Genomic DNA, 20,050 nt, shown 5'->3' with positions numbered 1-20,050 from the left:
CTATGACCAAGCGTTTTGAGGCCGTCATCTTCGATTGGGCCGGCACCACCGTGGACTACGGCTGCTTCGCCCCCGTCCGTGCCTTCCAGGAGGCGTTCCGCGAGTTCGGCATCGATCCGACGATGGACGAGACCCGCAAGCCGATGGGCATGCTCAAGCACGACCATATCAACACGATGCTGCACATGGATCGCATCGCCCGCGCATGGGAGGACGAGCATGGCGCCGCCCCGACCGACAAGGACGTGGATGACGTATATGCGCACTTCGAGCCGAAGCTGCTGTCAATTCTGGATGGCTACGCCGATCCGAAGCCAGGCGTGCTGGATGCTGTGGCCGCGCTGCGCGATCGTGGTCTGAAGATCGGTTCAACCACCGGTTACACGGACAAGATGATGGAGATTGTGGTGCCGAAGGCCAAGGAGAACGGTTACGATCCCGACTTCTGGATCAGCCCGGACGGTACGAACGGCTTCGGTCGTCCCTATCCGTACATGATCTTCCGCAATCTGGAGAAGCTGGGCGTCTCCTCCGTGCATGCCGCCGCGAAGGTGGGCGATACCCTGTCCGACATCCGCGAGGGCAAGAACGCCGGCGTGTTCACGGTCGGCGTGGTCGAGGGCAGCTCGCAGCTGGCCATGAGCCAGACCGAGTTCGAGGCGCTGTCCGATTCCGACAAGGACGCCGCCCGCGACAAGGCGCGTGAGGCATTCGTGGCTGCCGGCGCCGATGCGGTGATCAACACGATGGCCGAGCTGCCCACGCTGCTCGATCAAATCGCCTGATCTTTCGACATTGCCGGATTTGGTAGTCCGAACGCGACAGTGTGATCGCTCACTAGCATCATCCAATGTCGCGTTCGGACTACCAAATGCGTTGAACGGACCGCTAGCCGCGGAAGACCTTGTCTCGGATGTAGCGGCCGGAGTCGTCCAGGGCGGACGAGTAGCGGGTGTAGTCGCTGAGGATCACGCCCATGTAGAGCATGTCGACAATGGCGGTGTGTGAGACGCGCGAGAAGATGGCGTTGCCGTAGATGGTGCGTTCGCCGTGTCCGGCGCGCAGGCACACGTCGGCCCAGTTGACGATCGGCGTGCCCGTCGAATTCGTCACGGCAATCGTGCCGGCACCCTGATTGCGCGCCAATCGCAGTGCCTTGACCGTGTCCTCGGAACTGCCGGAGTAGGAGAACGCCACGGCCACATCGGCGTCGGTGAGATGGCCGGCGGAGATCTGCTGCAGATAGACATCGGTGTGCAGTCGGCACTGCAGGCCGAGGTACGTGAGTTTGGTGAGCAGGTCCTCGGCAGGCGTGATGGAATCCTCCACGCTGTAGATGTCGATGATGCGCGCACGCGTGAGCATGGAGACGGCCTTGTGGAATTCCTTGACGGACAGGGACTGCAGCATGTCGTCGAGCATGGCCTTGGCGCCGGATACGGCACGTGACGGCACGTCGTCGATGTTGTCCCACGGATGCAGGTCGTATCCTTCCAGCGGTTCGAACGCCTGGGGATCCTCCATCGGATGGTTGAGCACGTATCGCATCTCGCGGTAGCCGTTGAATCCAAGCTTGCGGGCGAACCGGATCACGGTGGGCTGGCTCACCTCGGCAGCCTCGGCGAGCTGGGCCACCGTCAGAGAGCCCACATCGTCGTAGTGGTCGTGGATGAACGTCGCCACGGACTTCTCCGCGGGGCGCAACGTGGTGTAGATGTTGCTGATCCGCTGTCGTATGTCCATCAAAGCGCCCACTTCCGCTTCCTTGTCTCGGCCCGCCCGGCCGTGTTTCGCTGATTCACCTGCGGACAGCATAGCCGTGCAATCTATCCGCGTGACGGTGCCAAACTGGACGTGGGGTGAACTGTTGGTGAACGAGTGCGGCCCCGCGGCCAAATAATGGTCGCGGGGCCTTGGACTGCATGGTCGCTACGGCGAATCGTTCAGGATGTCGCGCGCCGTCAGCGCTTGCGCAGCGCGGCGAGCTGGAACACCTCGTCGGACTGCTGCGCCACATCGGGGCTGTGCGTCACGATGATCACGCACTTGCCCTCTGCATGGGCCAGATCCTTGAAGATGGCCATGATGTCGTCCTGCGTGCTCATGTCGAGGTTGCCGGTGGGCTCGTCGGCGATGATGATGTCCGGGTCGTAGCTCAGCGCACGGGCGATGGCCACGCGCTGCTGTTCGCCGCCGGACAGGTGCAGGATGCGCTCGTTCGCATATTCCTGCGCGAGCCTCACCTTGGCGAGCAGTCCGATCGCGATGTCGTGCTTGGGCCGGTCGAACTGCTTGCCGCTGGCGTCCATGGACAGGATGATGTTCTCCTCCACGCTCAGCGACGGCAGCAGATTGAAGCTCTGGAAGATCACGCCGATGTCGTGGCTGCGGAACCGGTAGCGGTCGGTCTTCGCCAGATCCTGGCCGCGGTACAGGATGCGTCCCTCGGTGGGGGAGGTGAGTCCCGACAACAGCGAGAGCACGGTGGTCTTGCCGGCGCCGGACGGACCGGTGATCGCGTACACCTTGCCCGCCTCGAACGCGTAGCTCAGATCGTGGATCACCTTCTTGCCGCCCTTGACGTATGAGTAGGAGACGTTGTCGAGCGCCAGAATGGGGGAGCGGTCCGCGTCGTCGTTCGTGTTGTTGGCGATGGCCGTTGCGGTTGCCTGATGTTCTGTCGTGTCTGTCATGATTGCTTCCTTTGCTTCACGCGTGATGATGTTGCTGATGATGCCGTTGACTTCGCGCCGATGTCAGGACCGGTCGGCGAGAATCTGCAGCGGCTCGTATCGGATCACGGAGATGATGCCGACCAGGGCGGAGAACAGGGTGAGCGCCAGTCCGATGAGGATCATCTGCGCCACCACCTTGAAGTTCACCGTGGCGTTCACCGTGGTGATGTAGTTCGTGGCCTGTGTCAGTCCGCCGGGCTGTCCGGGGGCATTGCCCTCGCTGCCGTTGGCGGAGGACCCGTTGCTCGACGAATCGTTGGACGAATCGGAATCATCGGAGCTGCCGGAGCCGTTCGAGCCGGGGCCTGCCCGCCGCCGTTGGGGCCGCCCATGTCGGCGCTGCGTCCGAACTGTTCCTGCTGGCTCTGCGCCTCGGACTGCTGGGAGGAGATCTGCTGGGCGAGCAGTTCGTTCGACACGGGCACCGAGGCCACGGCACCGCCGGTCACGCCCAGCGCGATGCCGATCATGGTGACGATCAGCAGTTCGATCGCGAACTGGGCGGCCACCTTGGCCTTCTTCACGCCGATGGCGGTGAGCACGCCCACCTCGTACTTGCGTTCGCGGATATTGAACAGGTTGATCACGATGAGCACCACGGCTCCCACGGCGAGCACGATGACGAGCAGGGTGAGCGCGAACTTCGCCAGGTTGTCCAGCGGCACGAGGCTGGACTCGTACTGCTCCACGTCGGTGGACGAGACGGTGTACGTGTCGTCGAGGCCGGCGTTCTTCACGTCCTGGCTGAAGGTCTCGTAGTCGTCCTTGCTGCCGAGCACGTAGGTGAAGTTGAGCTGGGTGGAGTTGGATGAGTCGGACGAGGACGTGGAATCGGAGTCGAGGCCGAGCGACTTGAGCGTGGAGACCGACGTGTAGATCGCGTTGGCCGCGTCCTGGCTGGTGCCGCCCATCGGTCCGGAGGCCGTGGTGTTCTCGCTCGACGAGTTCTTGTAGATGCCCACGATGGTTAGCGTGTACGTCTTCGACGAGTCGGACGGGTCGGCCACGGTGATGGTGTCGCCCACGCTCAGATTGTTGAATTCGGCGAGCGACTTGGAGATGATGGCCTGACCGTCGCTGCTGGAGTCATAGCCGAACACCTTTCCGTCGACCATGGTGAACGAGCCGTTGCGGGCGTTGGCGATGGCCTTGTCGGACGAGAAGCCGGTGAGGGTGAAGTCGCCCTGCGTCATGGATCCGCCGGGTCCGCCCTGACCTCCCTGACCGCCGGGCTGGTTCTGATCGCCGTTGGAGTCTCCGGAGTTGGAGGACGTGTCGGACAACGAGGAATCCGACGAGTTCGACGACGACGTGGACGTCTCCACGGGCTGGAATCCGTCGGTGGCGCTGACGCCGGTCTCCTCGGAATAGTAGGTGGTGACGTTCACACTGGACGCCTTGGCGTACTTCTGATAGTCGGCGAGGCTCAGCGAGCTCTGATCAAGCGCCGAACGCATGGCGTCGAAGTCGGGCTGGCCGTCGGAGTCGGAGCCCGACGACGAATCGCTGTTCTGCTTCGCCTCGCTGATGAGCTTGTCGCGGTCAAGGCTGATCGTGGCCGTCACCTCGGTGTTCGCCAGACCCTCGTCGCGCGCGGTCTGGGCCGCGTCGCGAATGGACAGGCTGATCGTGGCGGCCGCCGCGATGATCGCCACGATCACCACGATGAGAATGTTGCGCCCCTTGTTTCGGACTACCGATCGCCAGGCGTTCTTGACAATGAACATGATGAATCCCTTGGTTCATGGGTATGGATGCGCGCGGAACCGATCGTCCGTGCCTATGGTTCAGGGTGCCCGAGCAGCCGTGACGCTCGCTGTCGAATGTCTCGGAGGGTTCCGGCAACGTCATACGTGTTCTCCGGGAGAAACCTGAATGCTCGCTGGATTCTCGGGGGTCGAGGATGGGCTAAAGTGATGCCTATGCCATTGACCAAGGGAATTCTGGATAATCCGAACGCCGAACGCATCCGACGCGTGGCCGAACTCGCCAAATCCAAGGCCCGCCGCAAGACCGGCCGATTTCTGATCGAGGCACCGCAGGCCGTTCGCGAGGCGATCGATCTGCGCCCCGAGATCGTACAGGACCTCTACATCGAGATCGACGAGGACGGCAACACCGCCAGCGCCAGGGCGGCCGAGATCGCGTCGACCGTGTTCTCCGACAAATCCGGCGACCGCAGCCGCATCTACGTGCACTATGTGACCGAACGCGTGATGTCCGCGATCAGCGGCGACGCTCAGGGCATCGCCGCCGTGGCCTCGTCCGAAGGCCTCATCGGACGGCTTTCCGGCACGGATCCGCGAGCGCTCGCCGCCGGGTCCGACGCGCCGCTGACCATTGCGGCCTTCTGGCAGGTTCGCGACCCGGGCAATGCCGGTACGGTGATCCGCACCGCCGACGCCGCCGGTGCGTCGGCGGTGGTATTCGTGGACGACTGCGTGGATCCGCTCAGCCCCAAGGTGATCCGCTCCACCGCCGGTTCGCTGTTCCACATTCCGGTGCTGCGCGCATCGGTCAGCGAACTGCTTGCATGGAACGGCGACCACGACGGAGAGGTGCTGGCCGCCGACGTGCGAGGCACCGACGAGCTGACCCCCGTGCCGCTGCCGCAGCTGCTGGCCGCCGATGCCGGGAAAACGAACACCCTGCGTTCGATTCTGTTCGGAAACGAGGCCCGCGGACTCGACGAGGCCATTCTCGAGGACTGCGACGGCATCGTCTCCATCCCTATATATGGCAAGGCGGAATCGCTGAACCTGGCGACCAGTGCGGCCGTACTGCTGTACTCGCTGGCTATGTCTAGTCATATGAGAACAATGTGAATTTGGTGTCTCGTGCGGGCAAAAGCGCATGGGACAGTTGTTGTGTAAGCGAAATTTTGCCAACGGAAAGGTGTCCCTGTGGCAGATGTTGCAACCTTTGATGCCCAAGCGGTGACGGAAGCTGTCGCCGAAGGCATCGAGAAGATCAAGAACGCCTCCACCATGGAGGAACTCAAGGCGATCAAGACCCAGTACGCCGGTGCCGACTCGGCGATGACCAAGGCCAGCAAGGCCATCGGCGCCCTGCCGAAGGACCAGAAGAAGGACGCGGGCAAGCTGATGGGCAAGCTGCGTGCCGACTTCGGCCGCGCCTTCGGCACCAAGGAGCAGGAGGTCAAGGCAGCCGAGGAAGCCGCCAAGCTCGCCGCCGAAGCCGTGGACATGACCCAGCCGGTGCGCCGTCATCCGCTTGGTGCCCGTCACCCGCTGCCCAAGCTCATGGAGGATGTGCAGGACTTCTTCATCTCCATGGGATGGCAGGTTGCCGACGGCCCCGAGGTGGAGACCGAATGGTACGACTTCGACGCGCTGAACTTCGGCCCCGACCACCCCGCCCGCCAGATGCAGGACACCTTCTACATCAAGGGCAATCAGGCCAAGGATGCCGCCGGATTCGTGGGATCCAACATGGTGATGCGTACCCAGACCTCCTCCGATCAGGTCCGCGCCCTCATCACCCGCGGTGTGCCGCTGTATATCGCATGCACCGGCCGCGTGTTCCGCACCGATGAGCTCGACGCCACCCACACGCCGGTCTTCCACCAGTGCGAGGCGCTTGCCGTGGACAAGCACCTGACCATGGCCGACCTCAAGGGCGTGCTCGACAAGCTGGCCGTGGCCATGTTCGGTCCCGAGGCCAAGAGCCGTCTGCGTCCGAGCTACTTCCCGTTCACCGAACCCAGCGCAGAGCTGGATCTGTGGTTCCCCGATAAGAAGGGCGGCCCCGGCTGGATCGAATGGGGTGGATGCGGCATGGTGAACCCGAACGTGCTCAAGTCCGCCGGCCTGGACCCGACCGTGTACTCGGGCTTCGCGTTCGGCGTGGGCATCGAGCGCACGCTGCTGCTGCGTCATGACATCAACGACATGCACGACCTCGTGGAAGGCGACGTGCGTTTCTCCGAACAGTTCGCGATGGGGGAGTGATTTTCAAATGCCGATGATCGATATCGACTGGCTCAAGGACCACGTCGAGATTCCCGAAGGCCTCACCTACGAGCAGCTCGCCAAGGATCTGGTGCGCGTCGGTCTCGAGGAGGAGGAGATCCATCAGTCCCAGGTGACCGGCCCGATCGTGGTCGGCTACGTGGTGGACGCCACTCCCGAACCGCAGAAGAACGGCAAGATCATCAACTGGTGCCATGTGGACGTCGGTGACGAGTTCAACGAGACCGACGAGAACGGCAACAAGGTGCCCCGCGGTATCATCTGCGGTGCTCCGAACATGGCCGCCGGCGAAAAGGTGGTCGTTACGCTGCCCGGCGCCGTGCTGCCCGGCGATTTCAAGATCGAGCCGCGCAAGACCTACGGCCACATTTCCAACGGCATGTGTGCGTCCGAGCGCGAGCTGGGTCTGGGCGACAGCCACGACGGCATCATCCTGCTGCGCGAATACGGCTTCTCCAAGCAGGAGTACGACGCGCTGCAGCCCGGTGACGACGCCATGGAGCTGCTGCACCTGAACAACCCGGTGCTTGAGATCAACATCACCCCGGACCGCGGCTATGCGTTCTCCTACCGTGGCGTGGCCCGCGAATACCACCACTCCACCAAGGCCGTGTTCACCGATCCGGTGATCGAGCTCAGCGAGAAGGCTCCGCACGAGGCCAAGTCCGTCGACGGCTCCGCCCCGGTCAAGGACATGGAGGTGCTGGTCGAGGACAACAACCCGATCCATGGCGTGGCCGGATGCGACCGCTACTACGGCCGTATCGTGCGTGGCTTCAACCCGAGCGCCCCCACCCCCAACTGGATGCGTCGTCGTCTGATCCGTGCCGGCATGCGTTCGATCTCGCTGGCCGTGGATGTCACCAACTACGTGATGCTTGACCTCGGTCAGCCGCTGCACGCCTACGATCTGAGCAAGATCGAAGGCCCGATCGTGGTGCGTCGCGCCAACGAGGGTGAGAAGCTCACCACGCTCGACGAGAAGACGCACGATCTGAGCCCCGAGGACCTGCTGATCACCGATTCGCCCAACGGCGAGCACGCCTCCCGCATTCTGGGACTGGCCGGTGTGATGGGCGGTCTGTACGGCGAGATCACCAGCGAGACCACCGACATCTTCGTCGAGGCCGCACACTTCGATCAGGTGTCGATCGCCCGTTCCGCCCGCCGCCACAAGACCCCGTCCGAGGCGTCCCGTCGTTTCGAGCGCGGTGTGGACACGCAGCTGCAGCCCGCAGCCGTGGAGATGGCCGTCGAGCTGCTCACCCGCTATGGCGCCGGCGAAGGCTCCCGTACCCCGGTGGACTACAACGTCACCACGCGCCCGCACGACATTCGCTTCAAGGTGAGCGAGGTGGCGCGCGTCTCTGGTCTGGAGCTCGACACCAACACGATCTCCGACATCCTCACCGACATCGGCTGCCACGTCGGTGGCGGCGGCAACGGCGAGTTCTCCGTGCAGCCCCCGACCTGGCGACCGGACCTCACCGAGCCGTGCGATCTGGTCGAGGAAGTGGCCCGTCTTGTCGGCTACGACGAGATTCCGGTGCGCGTGCCTCCGGTTCCGGCCTCCGGCCGCACCGGTCTGACGCTCGAACAGCAGCGTCAGCGCTGGATCTCCAACACGCTCGCCCAGTACGGCCTCGTGGAGACGCTGAGCTACCCGTTCGTGGGCGACGTCGACTACAAGGCCTTCGCTCTGGACGCCAAGGCCATCAAGCCGGTCAGCGTGGAGATCACCAACCCGCTTGCCGGTGACCGTCCGTTCCTGCGTCGTTCGCTGCTGCTCACGCTGGCCATGACCGTGCAGCGCAACATCCGCCGCGGCCTGCAGAACGTGAGCCTGTTCGAGACTGGTCACGTGTTCCTGTGGAACCCGGACGCCCCCGCCATTCCGGCGCTGCCCGGCGGTGTGAAGCCGACCGATGAGCAGCTCGCCGCGCTTGATGCCGGTCTGCCCGAACAGCCGCTGCACACGGCCGCGATCCTCACCGGCAAGGCCGTGGACGCCGGCTGGCTCGGCGATTCCCGTGACGTGGACTGGTCCGACGCCGTGGAGGTCGTCACCCGCATCTCCGAGCGTCTTGGCGCCGATCTGCGTCTGAACCAGCCCGCCGCCGATCAGGTGCCGGCATCGTGGCACCCCGGCCGCTACGCCGAGGTGACCCTGCCCGACGGCACCAAGGTGGGCGAGGTGGGCGAGTTCCACCCGCACGTCAACGAGGCGCTGGGCTTCCCGGAGCATTCCGCAGCCATGGAGCTCAACCTCACCGCGCTGCTGCCCGCACTCGACGACAAGCCCGTGCAGGCCAAGCCGATCGCCACGTTCCCGCCGGTCCATCAGGATCTGGCGTTTACCGTGCCGACTTCGGTGACCGCACGCGAGCTTGAGGATGCGATCCGCGAGGCCGCCGGCGAGAACCTCGAGTCCATCGAGCTGTTCGACGTGTTCACGGGCGAACAGGTGGGCAAGGACGCGAAGTCCCTCGCCTTCGCCGTCACGTTCCGCTCGCCGTCCAAGACGCTGGATTCCTCCGACAGTGAGGCGATCCGTCAGGCGATCGTGGACAAGGCTGCGGCGCTGGGTGCACAGCTGCGCGCCTAGTCGCCTTCAGGACCCCCGGCTTGCGTCCGGGGGTCTTTTTCTTTTGTTTGGTTTTTACGAAACGGTCAGGGAACGTCTCGTATCCGTTGTTAGTAAGGAAGTCATGAATACCCAGAACCCCCAGAACGCCGATTCCAACGGGAATCAGGAGAACGGCTCCGGGCGTGTCGATCAGCCCGAGTACGGCCAGTATGCCCAGCCCGAGTACGGTCAGATGGCCAATCAGTACCCGGGCTGGAACCCTTACGTATACGGCACTCCCGAACCGGACAAGCCGGACGGATCGCAGAATGCCGGCGTGAGCAACGCCGGGATGGGCGGCGGCTATATCGGGCAGGATGGGCGTCCGCCGCAGAACCCGACGCCGCAGACGCCGGATCCCAATTGGTCCGGATACAACGGCGGACCGCAACCCTACAATCAGCCGAACCGGCAGCCGCGCTACCGCAACGGCATCAATCTCGACGATCCGTACCAGAACCCCCTGTACGGCAGGTGGGATCCGGCGGCCATCATCGCGTTCGGCAGCGCGTTGCTCAGCATTCCGGTGCTGCCGGTGATTCTCGGTGCGTTCGCCATCTGGCGCACAGGCCTGTTCCATATGAAAGGCCGGGGGTTGGCCATCGCCGCCGTGGTGATCGGCGTGCTCGTCACCGCACTGGACATCTATCTGATGGTGACCGGCATGGATGCCCAGCAGTTCATACTGCAGCTGTATGGTTTGGATTCGTATGGTGGAACGGGTGGCACGGACACCGGCACTTCGGTGTAATGATGGACGCGCTTTCGCACGATAATGCATAATTATGCATTGGTCTGCATAGTGTGTATAATCGGCGCTATTGCAGAACAACGCAAGTCAAAGAGGGTATCAACCATGACTCAATACACGGTCGCGGTGGCAGGCGCCACCGGATATGCGGGAGGGGAGGCGTTGCGCATCCTCGCGGCGCACCCGAATATGCGGGTCACCTGCGTGGCCGGCCACTCGTCTGTGGGGGACAAGCTCGGCAAGCACATGCCGCATATTCCGCAGCTGGCCGATCTGACCGTCGAGGACACCACGCCCGAGGTGCTTAACGGTCACGACGTGATCATCCTGGCGCTGCCGCACGGCGCGTCGGGCGCGCTGGCCGCGCAGCTCGATCCCAACAGCGTGGTGGTCGACCTCGGTGCCGACCATCGTCTTGAAGAGAGGTCCGCGTGGGACGACTACTACGGCGGCGACTTCTACGAACACTGGGCCTACGGCATGCCCGAGCTGATCCTCGGCAAGGCGGCCGACGGCTCCTACCTGCGTCAGCGCGACAACCTCAAGGGCGTCAAGCGTATCGCCGGCCCCGGCTGCAATGTGACCGGCACCACGCTGGCCATGCAGCCCGGCATCGCCGAGGGGCTGGTGGATCCCAGCGGCCTGGTGGCCGATCTGGTGGTCGGCTACTCCGGTGCCGGCAAGAACCTCAAGCGCATCAACCTGCTGGCCGCCGAGGCGTTCGGCTCCGCGGTCCCGTACGGTGTGGGCGGCACGCATCGCCACATCCCCGAGATCCTGCAGAACTTCGCCCATGCCGCCGGTCTGACGGCCGATCAGGCCGGACGCTTCAAGCTCGGCTTCACGCCGATTCTGGCACCCATGGCCCGTGGCATTCTGTCCACCGTCTCCGCCCCGCTGACCGACAAGGCCGCCGCCATGAGCGACGCCGAGATTCGTTCGGTATGGCAGAAGGCCTACGAGGGCGAGCACTTCATGAACCTGCTGCCGGAGGGCGTGCTGCCTGCGACCGGCAACATCATCGGCTCGAACGCCGCTCACATTCAGGTGGCGGTGGACCGCAAGGCCGGCCGTCTTCTGGCGTTCAGCGCCATCGACAACCTCAACCGCGGTACCGCGGGACAGGCCGTGCAGTCGCTGAACATTGCACTTGGACTTGATGAAAGCACTGGACTGACGACGATTGGAGTGGCACCGTGAGTGTGACGTTCGCGAAGGGATTCTCCGCAAGCGGAGTTGTGGCCGGCATCTCGGCCGTGGAAGGCAAGAAGGACATGGCCGTCGTGGTCAACGACGGCCCGCTCGACGTGGCGGCCGGCGTGTTTACCGCGAACCGCTTCTGCGCGGCCCCCGTGCAGTGGTCCTGCAAGGCCGTGGCCGACGGTCATATCAAGGCCGTGGTGCTCAACTCCGGCTGTGCCAACGCCTGCACCGGCGAGGCCGGATACCGCCAGTCGGCGGACACCGCCGCCAAGCTCGCCGGACTGCTGAACGTGGTCGACAGCGACATCGCGGTGTGCTCCACCGGTATGATCGGCGACCTGCTGCCGCTCGACAACGTGTTGTCCGGTGTTGAACTGGCGAACAACGCGTTGTCTTCTTCCGCCGAGGCCGGCGAACTGGCCGCCGAGGCCATCCTGACCACCGACACCAAGAAGAAGACCGTCGCCCTCGAAGGCGCCGGCTATCGCATCGGCGGCATGGTCAAGGGCTCCGGCATGATCGCCCCGCAGCTGGCCACCATGCTGTGCGTGATCACCACCGACGCCAAGGTGAGCGCCGCGCAGGCGCGCAAGGCGCTGTCGGCCGGCGTGGAGACCTCGTTCAACCGCATCGACGTGGACGGATGCATGTCCACCAACGACACCGTGCTGCTGCTCGCGTCCGGCGCCTCGGGCGTGGAGCCCGACGAGGACGAGTTCGACGCCATGGTCGCCAAGGCCTGCGCCTCCCTGTCCCGCCAGATCATCGGCGACGGCGAGGGCGCGTCCCACGACATCCGCGTGACCGTGACCGGCGCCACCAGCGAGGACGCCGCACTGGCCTGTGCCCGCGCCGTGGCCGCCTCCAACCTGCTCAAGTGCGCCGTGTGCGGCAACGATCCGAACTGGGGTCGTGTGGTCTCCTCGCTCGGCACCGTGCCCGCCGACGTGGCGCCGTACGATCCGAACAACGTGACCGTCGACGTCAACGGCGTGCGCGTGTGCGACGGCGGCAAGCCCGGACGTCCGCGTTCCGAGGTCGACATGACCCCGCGCGAGGTGCACTTCGACATCGATCTGGGCGAAGGCGACAGCCAGGCCACCGTGTGGACCGATGATCTGACGCACGAATACGTGCATATCAACGCCGACTACGAATCGTGACGGTCGGCATACAACACAATCACAACACGATCGAACAAGGACTGAACTGTGGTTAAGGCAGAGACGAAAACGGTGGTTGGACCCGGATTCCACTTCGATGTACACACCGATCTGCGCGCCGACCAGAAGGCCGAGGTGCTGATCGAGGCGTTGCCGTGGCTCGAGGAATTCTACGGCCAGCGCATCGTCATCAAGTACGGCGGCAACGCCATGGTGGACGAGAAGCTCAAGCAGAACTTCGCCGAGGACATGGTGTTCCTCCGTCAGGTGGGACTTCACCCGGTGGTGGTGCACGGCGGCGGTCCCCAGATCTCGAACATGCTCAAGGCCCTGGGTATCAAGTCCGAGTTCAAGGGCGGTCTGCGCGTCACCACGCCCGAGGCCATGGACGTGGTGCGCATGGTGCTCACCGGCAAGGTCTCCAGGGAGCTGGTGGGCCTGATCAACTCACACGGTCCGATGGCCGTGGGTCTGTCCGGCGAGGATGGCGGTCTGTTCTCCGCCATGCAGCGCAAGCCGATCATCGACGGCAAGCCCACCGACATCGGCCTGGTGGGCGACGTGGTGAGTGTGGACGCCTCCGCCGTGGAGGATCTGATCTCCGCCGGCCGCATCCCTGTGGTGTCGTCCGTGGCGCCGAACGAGGACGATCCGACCGAGGTGCTCAACGTGAACGCCGATTCCGCCGCGGCCGCACTGGCCGGCGCGCTCGGCGCCCGCAAGCTCGTCATCCTCACCGACGTCGACGGCCTGTACGCCGACTGGCCCGACAAGGACTCCCTGATCGGCCGCATCGGCGTGGAGAACCTGCGTGACATGCTTCCCGAGCTCGAGTCCGGCATGCGTCCGAAAATGGAGGCGTGCGTGCGAGCGCTCGACAGCGGTGTGGAGGAGGCCCACATCATTGACGGTCGCAAGCCGCATTCCATTCTGAACGAGATTTTCACCACCCAGGGTATCGGCACCATGGTGATCCCCGCGGATGGCATCGAGATGAGGAGCTCTTACAACTATGTCTGACAAGGAAATCCTGGGCACCAACGACGCCAAGTGGCTGGACTCCTACAAGAACGTGCATATGAACGTGTTCGGCACGCCGCTGCGCGTGATGGACCACGGTCAGGGCACCCGCATCTGGGACGTCGACGGCAACGAGTATCTGGACTTCCTCGGCGGCATCGCCGTGAACGCCCTCGGTTATGCGCACCCCGCCTGGGTGAAGGCCATCGCCGACCAGGCGGCCAAGGTGGGCCACACCAGCAACTACTTCGCCACCGAGCCGCAGATCGAGCTGGCGTCCAAGCTGATCGAGCTTGCCGGCGCTCCTGAAGGTTCGCACGTGTACTTCGGCAACTCCGGCGCCGAGGGCAATGAGGCGGCGCTCAAGCTGGCCAAGCTTTACGGTCGTACGCTGGACGGCGCGCTGCCCGACATCGGCGGCAAGCCGGCCCGCATCCTGTCCATGACCCACGGCTTCCACGGTCGTACGCTCGGCGCGCTGAGCGCCACCTGGAAGCCTGTGATCCGCAAGCCGTTCGAGCCGCTTGTCCCGGCCATCGAGTTCGTGGAGGCCGGCAACGTCGAATCGCTGCAGCGCGCCTTCAACGAGACCGGTCTGGGCCGCTACGGCAAGGGCCCGGTCGCCGCCGTGATCATGGAGCTCATCCAGGGCGAGGCCGGAGTCGTGCCGCTGGGCGCCGACTACGTCAAGGCCGCCCGCGAGCTGTGCGACCGCAACAACGCGCTGCTGATCATCGACGAGGTGCAGACCGGCATCGGCCGCACCGGCGAATGGTTTGCCTTCCAGCGCGAGGACCTGAGCGGTGGTGTGATCCCGGATGCGATCACCTTCGCCAAGGGCGTCGCCGGCGGCTTCCCGATGGGCGGTCTGATCGCCTTCGGCGAGAAGCTCTCCTCTCTGTTCACCCCGGGCTCGCACGGCTCCACCTTCGCCGGCAACCCGCTGGGTGCCGCCGCCGCGCTGGCCACACTCAAGACCATCGAGGACGACGACCTGCTCGCCAACGCCGAGGCCCGCGGCAAGCAGCTGCGTGACGGACTCGCCGCGCTCGACAACCCGCTGTACGGCGAGGTGCGTGGCCGCGGTCTGCTCGACGCCGTGGAACTGAGCCATCCGTGCGCCCACGCGGTCGCCGGCTGGGCCCTCGAGCACGGCCTGATCGTCAACGCCGTGGCCCCGAACGCCCTGCGCTTCGCCCCGCCGCTGATCGTCAGCGAACAGGACGTGGACGAATGCCTGGCAGTACTGGCCAAGGTGCCCACCGACCTGCCCAACGACTGATCGCCGCCGACCGCATGACCGTTCGGTCGACGGTCGGATCGGACTTTCATTCGTCATGTCTGCCGGAACCTCGGACGGATCCGGCAGACATCTGTTTTCATCACCCGTCCGTTGCCGGCCGGATCGAACCGGTCGGCGCATGATCATCCCGATCATCACCACACAACTACTCATCACTGTCCAACAACCAGACGAAGGAGAACGCAATGGCCCACGAACTGCGGCACATGCTGCGCGACGACGATGTGAACCATGAGGAGCAGAAGCAGATCCTCAAGCTGGCGGAGAAGTTCCGCCTCAACCGCTTCTACGCCCGTCCGTTCGAAGGTCCGCAGGCCGTTGCGGTGCTCTTCGACAAGCCCAGCACGCGCACCCGCTCCAGCTTCTCGATCGGCGTGGCCGAACTCGGCGGCTACCCGCTCGTGATCGACAAGTCCTCCTCGCAGCTCGGCCGTGGCGAGCCGGTGGCCGACACCGCCCGCGTGCTCACCCGCATGGCCTACGGCATCGTCTGGCGCACCTTCGGTCAGGACCGCGTGGAGGAGATGGCCAAGTACGCCACCTGCCCGGTCGTCAACGCACTGACCGACCAGTTCCACCCCTGCCAGGTGCTCGCCGACCTGCAGACCATCGCCATGCACCGCGGCGGCGTGGACGCCCTCGCCGGCCAGACCATCGCCTACGTGGGCGACGCGGCCAACAATATGGCCAACTCCTACCTGCTCGGCGGCGCCACCGCCGGCATGAACGTGCGCGTCTCCGGCCCGCAGGGCTACCTGCCGGATCCGCAGATCGTGGCCGACGCCACGCGCATCGCCGAGGCCAACGGCGGCTCCGTGCTCGTCACCACCGATCCCAAGGAGGCCGTGGCCGACGCCGACTGCGTGTTCACCGACACGTGGGTCTCCATGGGCGAGGAGGCCGAATACGCCATCCGCTCCAAGCCGTTCTGGAACTACCAGGTCAACGACGAGCTCATGTCGTACGCCAAGCCCGACGCACTGTTCCAGCACTGCCTGCCCGCCTACCGCGGCAAGGAGGTCACCTCCTCGGTGATCGACGGACCGCAGTCGGTGGTCTGGGACGAGGCCGAGAACCGCCTGCACGCGCAGAAGGCGCTGCTCACCTGGCTCATCGCATGGCAGCGCGAGGACCCCTCCCTGCTCGGCGAGCTCGCCTGACATGACCAAGACGATCGACGACGATACGCCGTCGCTGCAGCGGCCGGCCACGCGAGCCGCACGCCTGAGCGCCATCGAACAGGCGCTGCGCTCGCACACCGTCACCTCGCAGTCGCAGCTGTCCGAGATCCTCGCGGCTCAGGGCATCGCGGTCACCCAGGCCACGCTGAGCCGAGACCTCGACGAGATGAACGCCGTCAAGGTGCGCGTGGCCGGCGGGGCCATGGCATACGCCATCGGTGGCTCGTCCGGCCATCATGGCGAGGACCGGGCCCATGTCGAACTCGGGGCGAAGAACGAGCAGCAGATGTCCCGGGTGCTTTCGGGACTGGTCACCTCGGTGGCCGCCGCCCGCAACCTCGTGGTGGTGCACACCCCGTCCGGCGCCGCGCAGTATGTGGCGAGCGTGATCGACAGGCACCCCCTCGAGGGCATACTCGGCACCATCGCCGGTGATGATACGGTATTAATGATCTGCACCGACGATGACATGGCCGTACGGCGTTCCGAATGGCTGTTGTCGCTGGCCTCCCAGAATCGCGACAAGAACGATCGGGAGCCGGGTGACGGCACGCGTTGACCGCATGATTTCATTGTGCGACTCACCGGAATGCATAAATATACAGACCATTGCATATAATCGATGCATCAGGATGTAAACCATAAGAAAGGCAACCAATGGCAGACAACAAGCGTCTTGTCCTGGCGTATTCCGGAGGTCTTGATACCTCCGTGGCTATCTCGTACCTCAAGGAGCGCACCGGCAAGGATGTCGTGGCCATGTCCCTCGACGTCGGTCAGGGCGGCGAAAGCCTCGAGACCATCAAGCAGCGCGCCCTCGCCTGCGGCGCCGTCGAAGCCTACGTGGTGGACGCGCGCAACGAGTTCGCCGAGGAATACTGCATGAAGGCCCTCAAGGCCAACGCCATGTACGAAGGCGTGTACCCGCTGGTCTCCGCCATCTCCCGCCCGCTGATCTCCAAGCATCTGGTGCGTGCCGCCCACCAGTTCGGCGCCGACACCATCTCCCACGGCTGCACCGGCAAGGGCAACGACCAGGTGCGCTTCGAGGTGTCCATCGCCTCCATCGACCCGACGCTCAAGGCTATCAGCCCGATCCGCGATCTGGCCCTGACCCGCGACGTGGAGATCGCGTTCGCCAAGGAGCACAAGCTGCCGATCACCCAGACCGAGAAGAGCCCGTACTCCATCGACCAGAACGTGTGGGGCCGCGCCATCGAGACCGGCTTCCTCGAGGATCCGTGGAACGGTCCGACCAAGGACTGCTACTCCTACACCGACGATCCGGCCTTCCCGCCGGTCGAGGACGAGGTGATCATCGAGTTCAAGCAGGGCATCCCGGTCAAGATCGACGGCCGCGACGTCACCCCGCTGCAGGCCATCGAGGAGATGAACCGTCGCGCCGGCGCCCAGGGCATCGGCCGCATCGACCTCATCGAGGACCGTCTGGTCGGCATCAAGTCCCGCGAGCTGTACGAGGCCCCGGGCGCCGTGGCCCTGATCACCGCCCACCAGGAGCTGGAGAACTGCTGCCTCGAGCGTGAGCAGCACCGCATCAAGCGCGACATCGACAAGCGCTGGGCCGAGCTGGTCTACGATGCACAGTGGTTCAGCCCCGCCACCCAGTCGCTCAACGCGTTCATCGAGGACACCCAGAAGTACGTCTCCGGCGAGATCCGCATGACCCTGCACGGCGGCCGTGCTGTGGTGACCGGTCGTCGCTCCGACACCTCGCTGTACGACTACAACCTGGCCACCTACGACTCCGGCGACAGCTTCGACTCGAAGTCCTCCAACGGCTTCATCGACATCTACGGCCTGCCGAGCCGCGTGGCCGCCGCCCGCGACGTCAAGTTCGGCAACGGCATCGAAGTGCCCGAGAACGCCGTGGAGTAATTTCGGCGATTAGCCGTCTTCGTGTAGAGCCCCGCGCGTGATCATTTTGGATCGCGCGCGGGGCTCTTCCCGTATGTCGGCATGCTCGCGCACACGGTGGTAGGCAAGAACGATCAGGCCGACCACGTCTGCTTGGGAACAGCGTAAGTTGGGGGACCTGTATGAGAATAGGGACGAGCGAGGCAGCGATGATCTGCAAATCTTGTCAGTCTCGATCTACGGTGGCGTTTCCGACGGTTCACTGAACTCCGATGAACTCGGCAAGAATGTCAGAAGAAGTGAGGATAAATCTCTCTATAAGAGAGTAGAAATTGGCGATGCAGTACTCAATATGATGCGAGCATGGCAGGGAGCCGTTGGGACTTCGTCGGCACAAGGTATGGTCAGTCCTGCTTATATTGTTGCTAAGCCTCTTGTTGAGCAGGATCGAAGCTTCTTTAACGTGCTGTTGAGACGTTTTGCCACAGTAAATCAGATGAATGATTTGTCTTATGGCGTTACTGATTTTCGCAAACGTCTCTATTGGGATTCATTTATTCGCGTGACCGTTGATTGTCCATCGTTGCCTGAGCAACAGGATATCGGCCGGTTCTTCTCTCGCTTGGATTCCCTCATCACCCTTCATCAGCGTAAGCAATCACGATAGTTTCAGCGTGGGTCTGCTCTACTTGGTTGTCTGTTCTGTGCATCCAGCATCAGCGTAAGCACCTCTATGCAGAAAAGAGAACCTGAAAATGACTGGAAACACTACAGACAAAGAGACCTTGTTCTGTGATTATTACACGCAATGGGTTGACGTCTATAAGGAAGGAGCAATCCGTGATGTGACGATGAAAAAGTATAAGCTCACTGAGGCGTGGCTCAGTAAACTCATTCCCGATCTCCGGCTTGCCGACATGGATCGCGTGAACTACCAGAAGCTGATTAACGGATATGCGGAATATCACGAACGGCAAACGACAATGGATTTTCACCATCAGCTGAAAGGAGCCATTCTTGACGCTGTTGATGAAGGGCTGATTCAACGCGACCCCACGCGTAAAGCGATTATCAAAGGTAGGCCTCCTCGAGAGAAGAAAACAAAGTACCTTAACCAATTTGAGTTACATGCCGTGCTTGCTGATCTGGATTTGGGGACAAAGCCAAGCTGGGATTGGCTGATACTGCTTGTAGCTAAGACAGGCCTACGCTTCTCAGAGGCTCTGGGACTCACACCTGCCGACTTTGACTTCGTTCATCAAACCTTGTCCGTCAGCAAAACCTGGGATTACAAGAATGGTGGCGGATTTGTCCCGACGAAGAATGCGTCTTCTGTACGTAAGGTACAGCTTGATTGGCAACTCATCATGCAGCTGTCGGCCTTATTAAAGGATCTTCCCGAGAACGAACCCATTTTTGTAAACGGGAAAGTTTACAACTCAACTGCTAACAATGTTCTGGCGCGCCATTGCGAGCACGCTGAGGTACCAGTGATCTCGATCCATGGGCTGAGACACACGCATGCGTCATTATTGCTCTTCGCCGGCGTATCCATTGCCAGCGTCTCAAAAAGACTCGGGCATGCCAGCATGAACACAACGCAGGATACCTATCTACATGTCATCCGCGAACTAGAGAACAAGGACGTTGATATCGTGATGCGCGCCCTTTCGACGCTCATCTAACACAATACCAATCGTGATTGCTTACGCTGATGAAGGGTGATGAGGGAATCCAAGCGAGAGAAGAACCGGCCGATATCCTGTTGCTCAGGCAACGATGGACAATCAACGGTCACGCGAATAAATGAATCCCAATAGAGACGTTTGCGAAAATCAGTAACGCCATAAGACAAATCATTCATCTGATTTACTGTGGCAAAACGTCTCAACAGCACGTTAAAGAAGCTTCGATCCTGCTCAACAAGAGGCTTAGCAACAATATAAGCAGGACTGACCATACCTTGTGCCGACGAAGTCCCAACGGCTCCCTGCCATGCTCGCATCATATTGAGTACTGCATCGCCAATTTCTACTCTCTTATAGAGAGATTTATCCTCACTTCTTCTGACATTCTTGCCGAGTTCATCGGAGTTCAGTGAACCGTCGGAAACGCCACCGTAGATCGAGACTGACAAGATTTGCAGATCATCGCTGCCTCGCTCGTCCCTATTCTCATACAGGTCCCCCAACTTACGCTGT

At 63.0% G+C, this 20,050-nt stretch carries 19 protein-coding genes; 14 read left to right on the top strand and 5 right to left on the bottom strand.

What is annotated here, in order from left to right:
- Positions 1–2 precede the first annotated feature (2 nt).
- Positions 3–785, top strand: a complete 783-nt coding sequence (phnX, locus tag Tam10B_RS09570) for a phosphonoacetaldehyde hydrolase (RefSeq protein ID WP_093961023.1) — start codon at positions 3–5, stop codon at positions 783–785.
- A gap of 103 nt (positions 786–888) precedes the next feature.
- On the opposite strand, the gene Tam10B_RS09565 is transcribed toward phnX, so the two are convergent.
- From Tam10B_RS09565 to Tam10B_RS09555, 4 genes are all read right to left on the bottom strand, one after another.
- Positions 889–1,755: a MurR/RpiR family transcriptional regulator gene (locus Tam10B_RS09565; protein ID WP_198947577.1), complete on the bottom strand. Its 867-nt coding sequence runs from the start codon at positions 1,753–1,755 to the stop codon at positions 889–891.
- Positions 1,756–1,961: 206 nt separating this feature from the next.
- Complete coding sequence (locus tag Tam10B_RS09560; protein ID WP_093961021.1) at positions 1,962–2,693, bottom strand: ABC transporter ATP-binding protein; 732 nt, start codon at positions 2,691–2,693, stop codon at positions 1,962–1,964.
- 63 nt (positions 2,694–2,756) lie between these two features.
- Positions 2,757–2,894: a hypothetical protein gene (locus Tam10B_RS13610; RefSeq protein WP_233133684.1), complete on the bottom strand. Its 138-nt coding sequence runs from the start codon at positions 2,892–2,894 to the stop codon at positions 2,757–2,759.
- A gap of 26 nt (positions 2,895–2,920) precedes the next feature.
- Positions 2,921–4,462 carry an ABC transporter permease gene (locus Tam10B_RS09555; protein WP_233133683.1) on the bottom strand — a complete coding sequence of 514 codons (1,542 nt, stop codon included), beginning with the start codon at positions 4,460–4,462 and terminating at the stop codon, positions 2,921–2,923.
- A 195-nt stretch (positions 4,463–4,657) separates the two neighbouring features.
- On the opposite strand from Tam10B_RS09555, the gene Tam10B_RS09550 reads away from it, so the two are divergent.
- The 13 genes from Tam10B_RS09550 (at position 4,658) to Tam10B_RS09490 (ending at position 19,534) form a co-directional block, all read left to right on the top strand.
- Complete coding sequence (locus Tam10B_RS09550; protein WP_093961020.1) at positions 4,658–5,560, top strand: TrmH family RNA methyltransferase; 903 nt, start codon at positions 4,658–4,660, stop codon at positions 5,558–5,560.
- A gap of 78 nt (positions 5,561–5,638) precedes the next feature.
- On the top strand, positions 5,639–6,706 hold the full coding sequence (gene pheS, locus Tam10B_RS09545; protein WP_093961019.1) for a phenylalanine--tRNA ligase subunit alpha: 1,068 nt from the start codon (positions 5,639–5,641) through the stop codon (positions 6,704–6,706).
- 7 nt (positions 6,707–6,713) lie between these two features.
- The gene (pheT, locus tag Tam10B_RS09540) at positions 6,714–9,332 is read left to right on the top strand and encodes a phenylalanine--tRNA ligase subunit beta (protein WP_093961018.1); all 2,619 of its coding nucleotides are present in this window, start codon (positions 6,714–6,716) and stop codon (positions 9,330–9,332) included.
- 103 nt (positions 9,333–9,435) lie between these two features.
- Complete coding sequence (locus Tam10B_RS09535; protein ID WP_093961017.1) at positions 9,436–10,104, top strand: DUF4190 domain-containing protein; 669 nt, start codon at positions 9,436–9,438, stop codon at positions 10,102–10,104.
- A gap of 105 nt (positions 10,105–10,209) precedes the next feature.
- Positions 10,210–11,304 carry an N-acetyl-gamma-glutamyl-phosphate reductase gene (gene argC, locus Tam10B_RS09530; RefSeq protein WP_093961016.1) on the top strand — a complete coding sequence of 365 codons (1,095 nt, stop codon included), beginning with the start codon at positions 10,210–10,212 and terminating at the stop codon, positions 11,302–11,304.
- Entirely contained in the window at positions 11,301–12,470 is a 1,170-nt protein-coding gene (argJ, locus tag Tam10B_RS09525) for a bifunctional glutamate N-acetyltransferase/amino-acid acetyltransferase ArgJ (RefSeq protein WP_093961015.1), read from the top strand. Before argC ends, argJ begins: the two co-directional genes overlap by 4 nt.
- 72 nt (positions 12,471–12,542) lie before the next feature.
- Entirely contained in the window at positions 12,543–13,490 is a 948-nt protein-coding gene (argB, locus tag Tam10B_RS09520) for an acetylglutamate kinase (RefSeq protein WP_093961014.1), read from the top strand.
- Positions 13,483–14,772 carry an acetylornithine transaminase gene (locus Tam10B_RS09515; protein ID WP_093961013.1) on the top strand — a complete coding sequence of 430 codons (1,290 nt, stop codon included), beginning with the start codon at positions 13,483–13,485 and terminating at the stop codon, positions 14,770–14,772. Before argB ends, Tam10B_RS09515 begins: the two co-directional genes overlap by 8 nt.
- A 206-nt stretch (positions 14,773–14,978) precedes the next feature.
- Entirely contained in the window at positions 14,979–15,953 is a 975-nt protein-coding gene (argF, locus tag Tam10B_RS09510; RefSeq protein WP_093961012.1) for an ornithine carbamoyltransferase, read from the top strand.
- Positions 15,954–15,966: 13 nt separating this feature from the next.
- Positions 15,967–16,533 (top strand): arginine repressor, encoded by a 567-nt coding sequence (locus Tam10B_RS09505; protein WP_093961082.1) that lies wholly within the window; start codon positions 15,967–15,969, stop codon positions 16,531–16,533.
- A gap of 98 nt (positions 16,534–16,631) precedes the next feature.
- Positions 16,632–17,870 (top strand): argininosuccinate synthase, encoded by a 1,239-nt coding sequence (locus Tam10B_RS09500; protein WP_093961011.1) that lies wholly within the window; start codon positions 16,632–16,634, stop codon positions 17,868–17,870.
- A gap of 112 nt (positions 17,871–17,982) precedes the next feature.
- Complete coding sequence (locus Tam10B_RS09495; RefSeq protein WP_093961010.1) at positions 17,983–18,516, top strand: restriction endonuclease subunit S; 534 nt, start codon at positions 17,983–17,985, stop codon at positions 18,514–18,516.
- Positions 18,517–18,604: 88 nt separating this feature from the next.
- Positions 18,605–19,534 carry a site-specific integrase gene (locus Tam10B_RS09490; protein WP_093961009.1) on the top strand — a complete coding sequence of 310 codons (930 nt, stop codon included), beginning with the start codon at positions 18,605–18,607 and terminating at the stop codon, positions 19,532–19,534.
- On the opposite strand, the gene Tam10B_RS09485 is transcribed toward Tam10B_RS09490, so the two are convergent.
- The coding region (locus tag Tam10B_RS09485; RefSeq protein WP_198947576.1) for a restriction endonuclease subunit S at positions 19,531–20,050 on the bottom strand (520 nt) is incomplete at its 5' end. The genes Tam10B_RS09490 and Tam10B_RS09485 overlap by 4 nt on opposite strands.

It is taken from the genome of Bifidobacterium vansinderenii (assembly GCF_002234915.1).
GTDB lineage: Bacteria > Actinomycetota > Actinomycetes > Actinomycetales > Bifidobacteriaceae > Galliscardovia > Galliscardovia vansinderenii.
The sequence above is the reverse complement of the archived record's forward strand: the minus strand, read 5'-3'. Positions and strand labels throughout refer to the sequence as shown.

Excerpts from the sequence above, each read along its gene's own strand:
- Tam10B_RS09555 (WP_233133683.1), bottom strand. The coding sequence starts at position 4,462 with ATGTTCATTGTCAAGAACGCCTGGCGATCGGTAGTCCGAAACAAGGGG.
- Tam10B_RS09500 (WP_093961011.1), top strand. The coding sequence starts at position 16,632 with ATGGCAGACAACAAGCGTCTTGTCCTGGCGTATTCCGGAGGTCTTGAT.
- argF (WP_093961012.1), top strand. The coding sequence starts at position 14,979 with ATGGCCCACGAACTGCGGCACATGCTGCGCGACGACGATGTGAACCAT.
- phnX (WP_093961023.1), top strand. The coding sequence starts at position 3 with ATGACCAAGCGTTTTGAGGCCGTCATCTTCGATTGGGCCGGCACCACC.
- pheT (WP_093961018.1), top strand. The coding sequence starts at position 6,714 with ATGCCGATGATCGATATCGACTGGCTCAAGGACCACGTCGAGATTCCC.
- Tam10B_RS09550 (WP_093961020.1), top strand. The coding sequence starts at position 4,658 with ATGCCATTGACCAAGGGAATTCTGGATAATCCGAACGCCGAACGCATC.
- Tam10B_RS09560 (WP_093961021.1), bottom strand. The coding sequence starts at position 2,693 with ATGACAGACACGACAGAACATCAGGCAACCGCAACGGCCATCGCCAAC.
- Tam10B_RS09515 (WP_093961013.1), top strand. The coding sequence starts at position 13,483 with ATGTCTGACAAGGAAATCCTGGGCACCAACGACGCCAAGTGGCTGGAC.
- argC (WP_093961016.1), top strand. The coding sequence starts at position 10,210 with ATGACTCAATACACGGTCGCGGTGGCAGGCGCCACCGGATATGCGGGA.
- Tam10B_RS09535 (WP_093961017.1), top strand. The coding sequence starts at position 9,436 with ATGAATACCCAGAACCCCCAGAACGCCGATTCCAACGGGAATCAGGAG.
- Tam10B_RS09490 (WP_093961009.1), top strand. The coding sequence starts at position 18,605 with ATGACTGGAAACACTACAGACAAAGAGACCTTGTTCTGTGATTATTAC.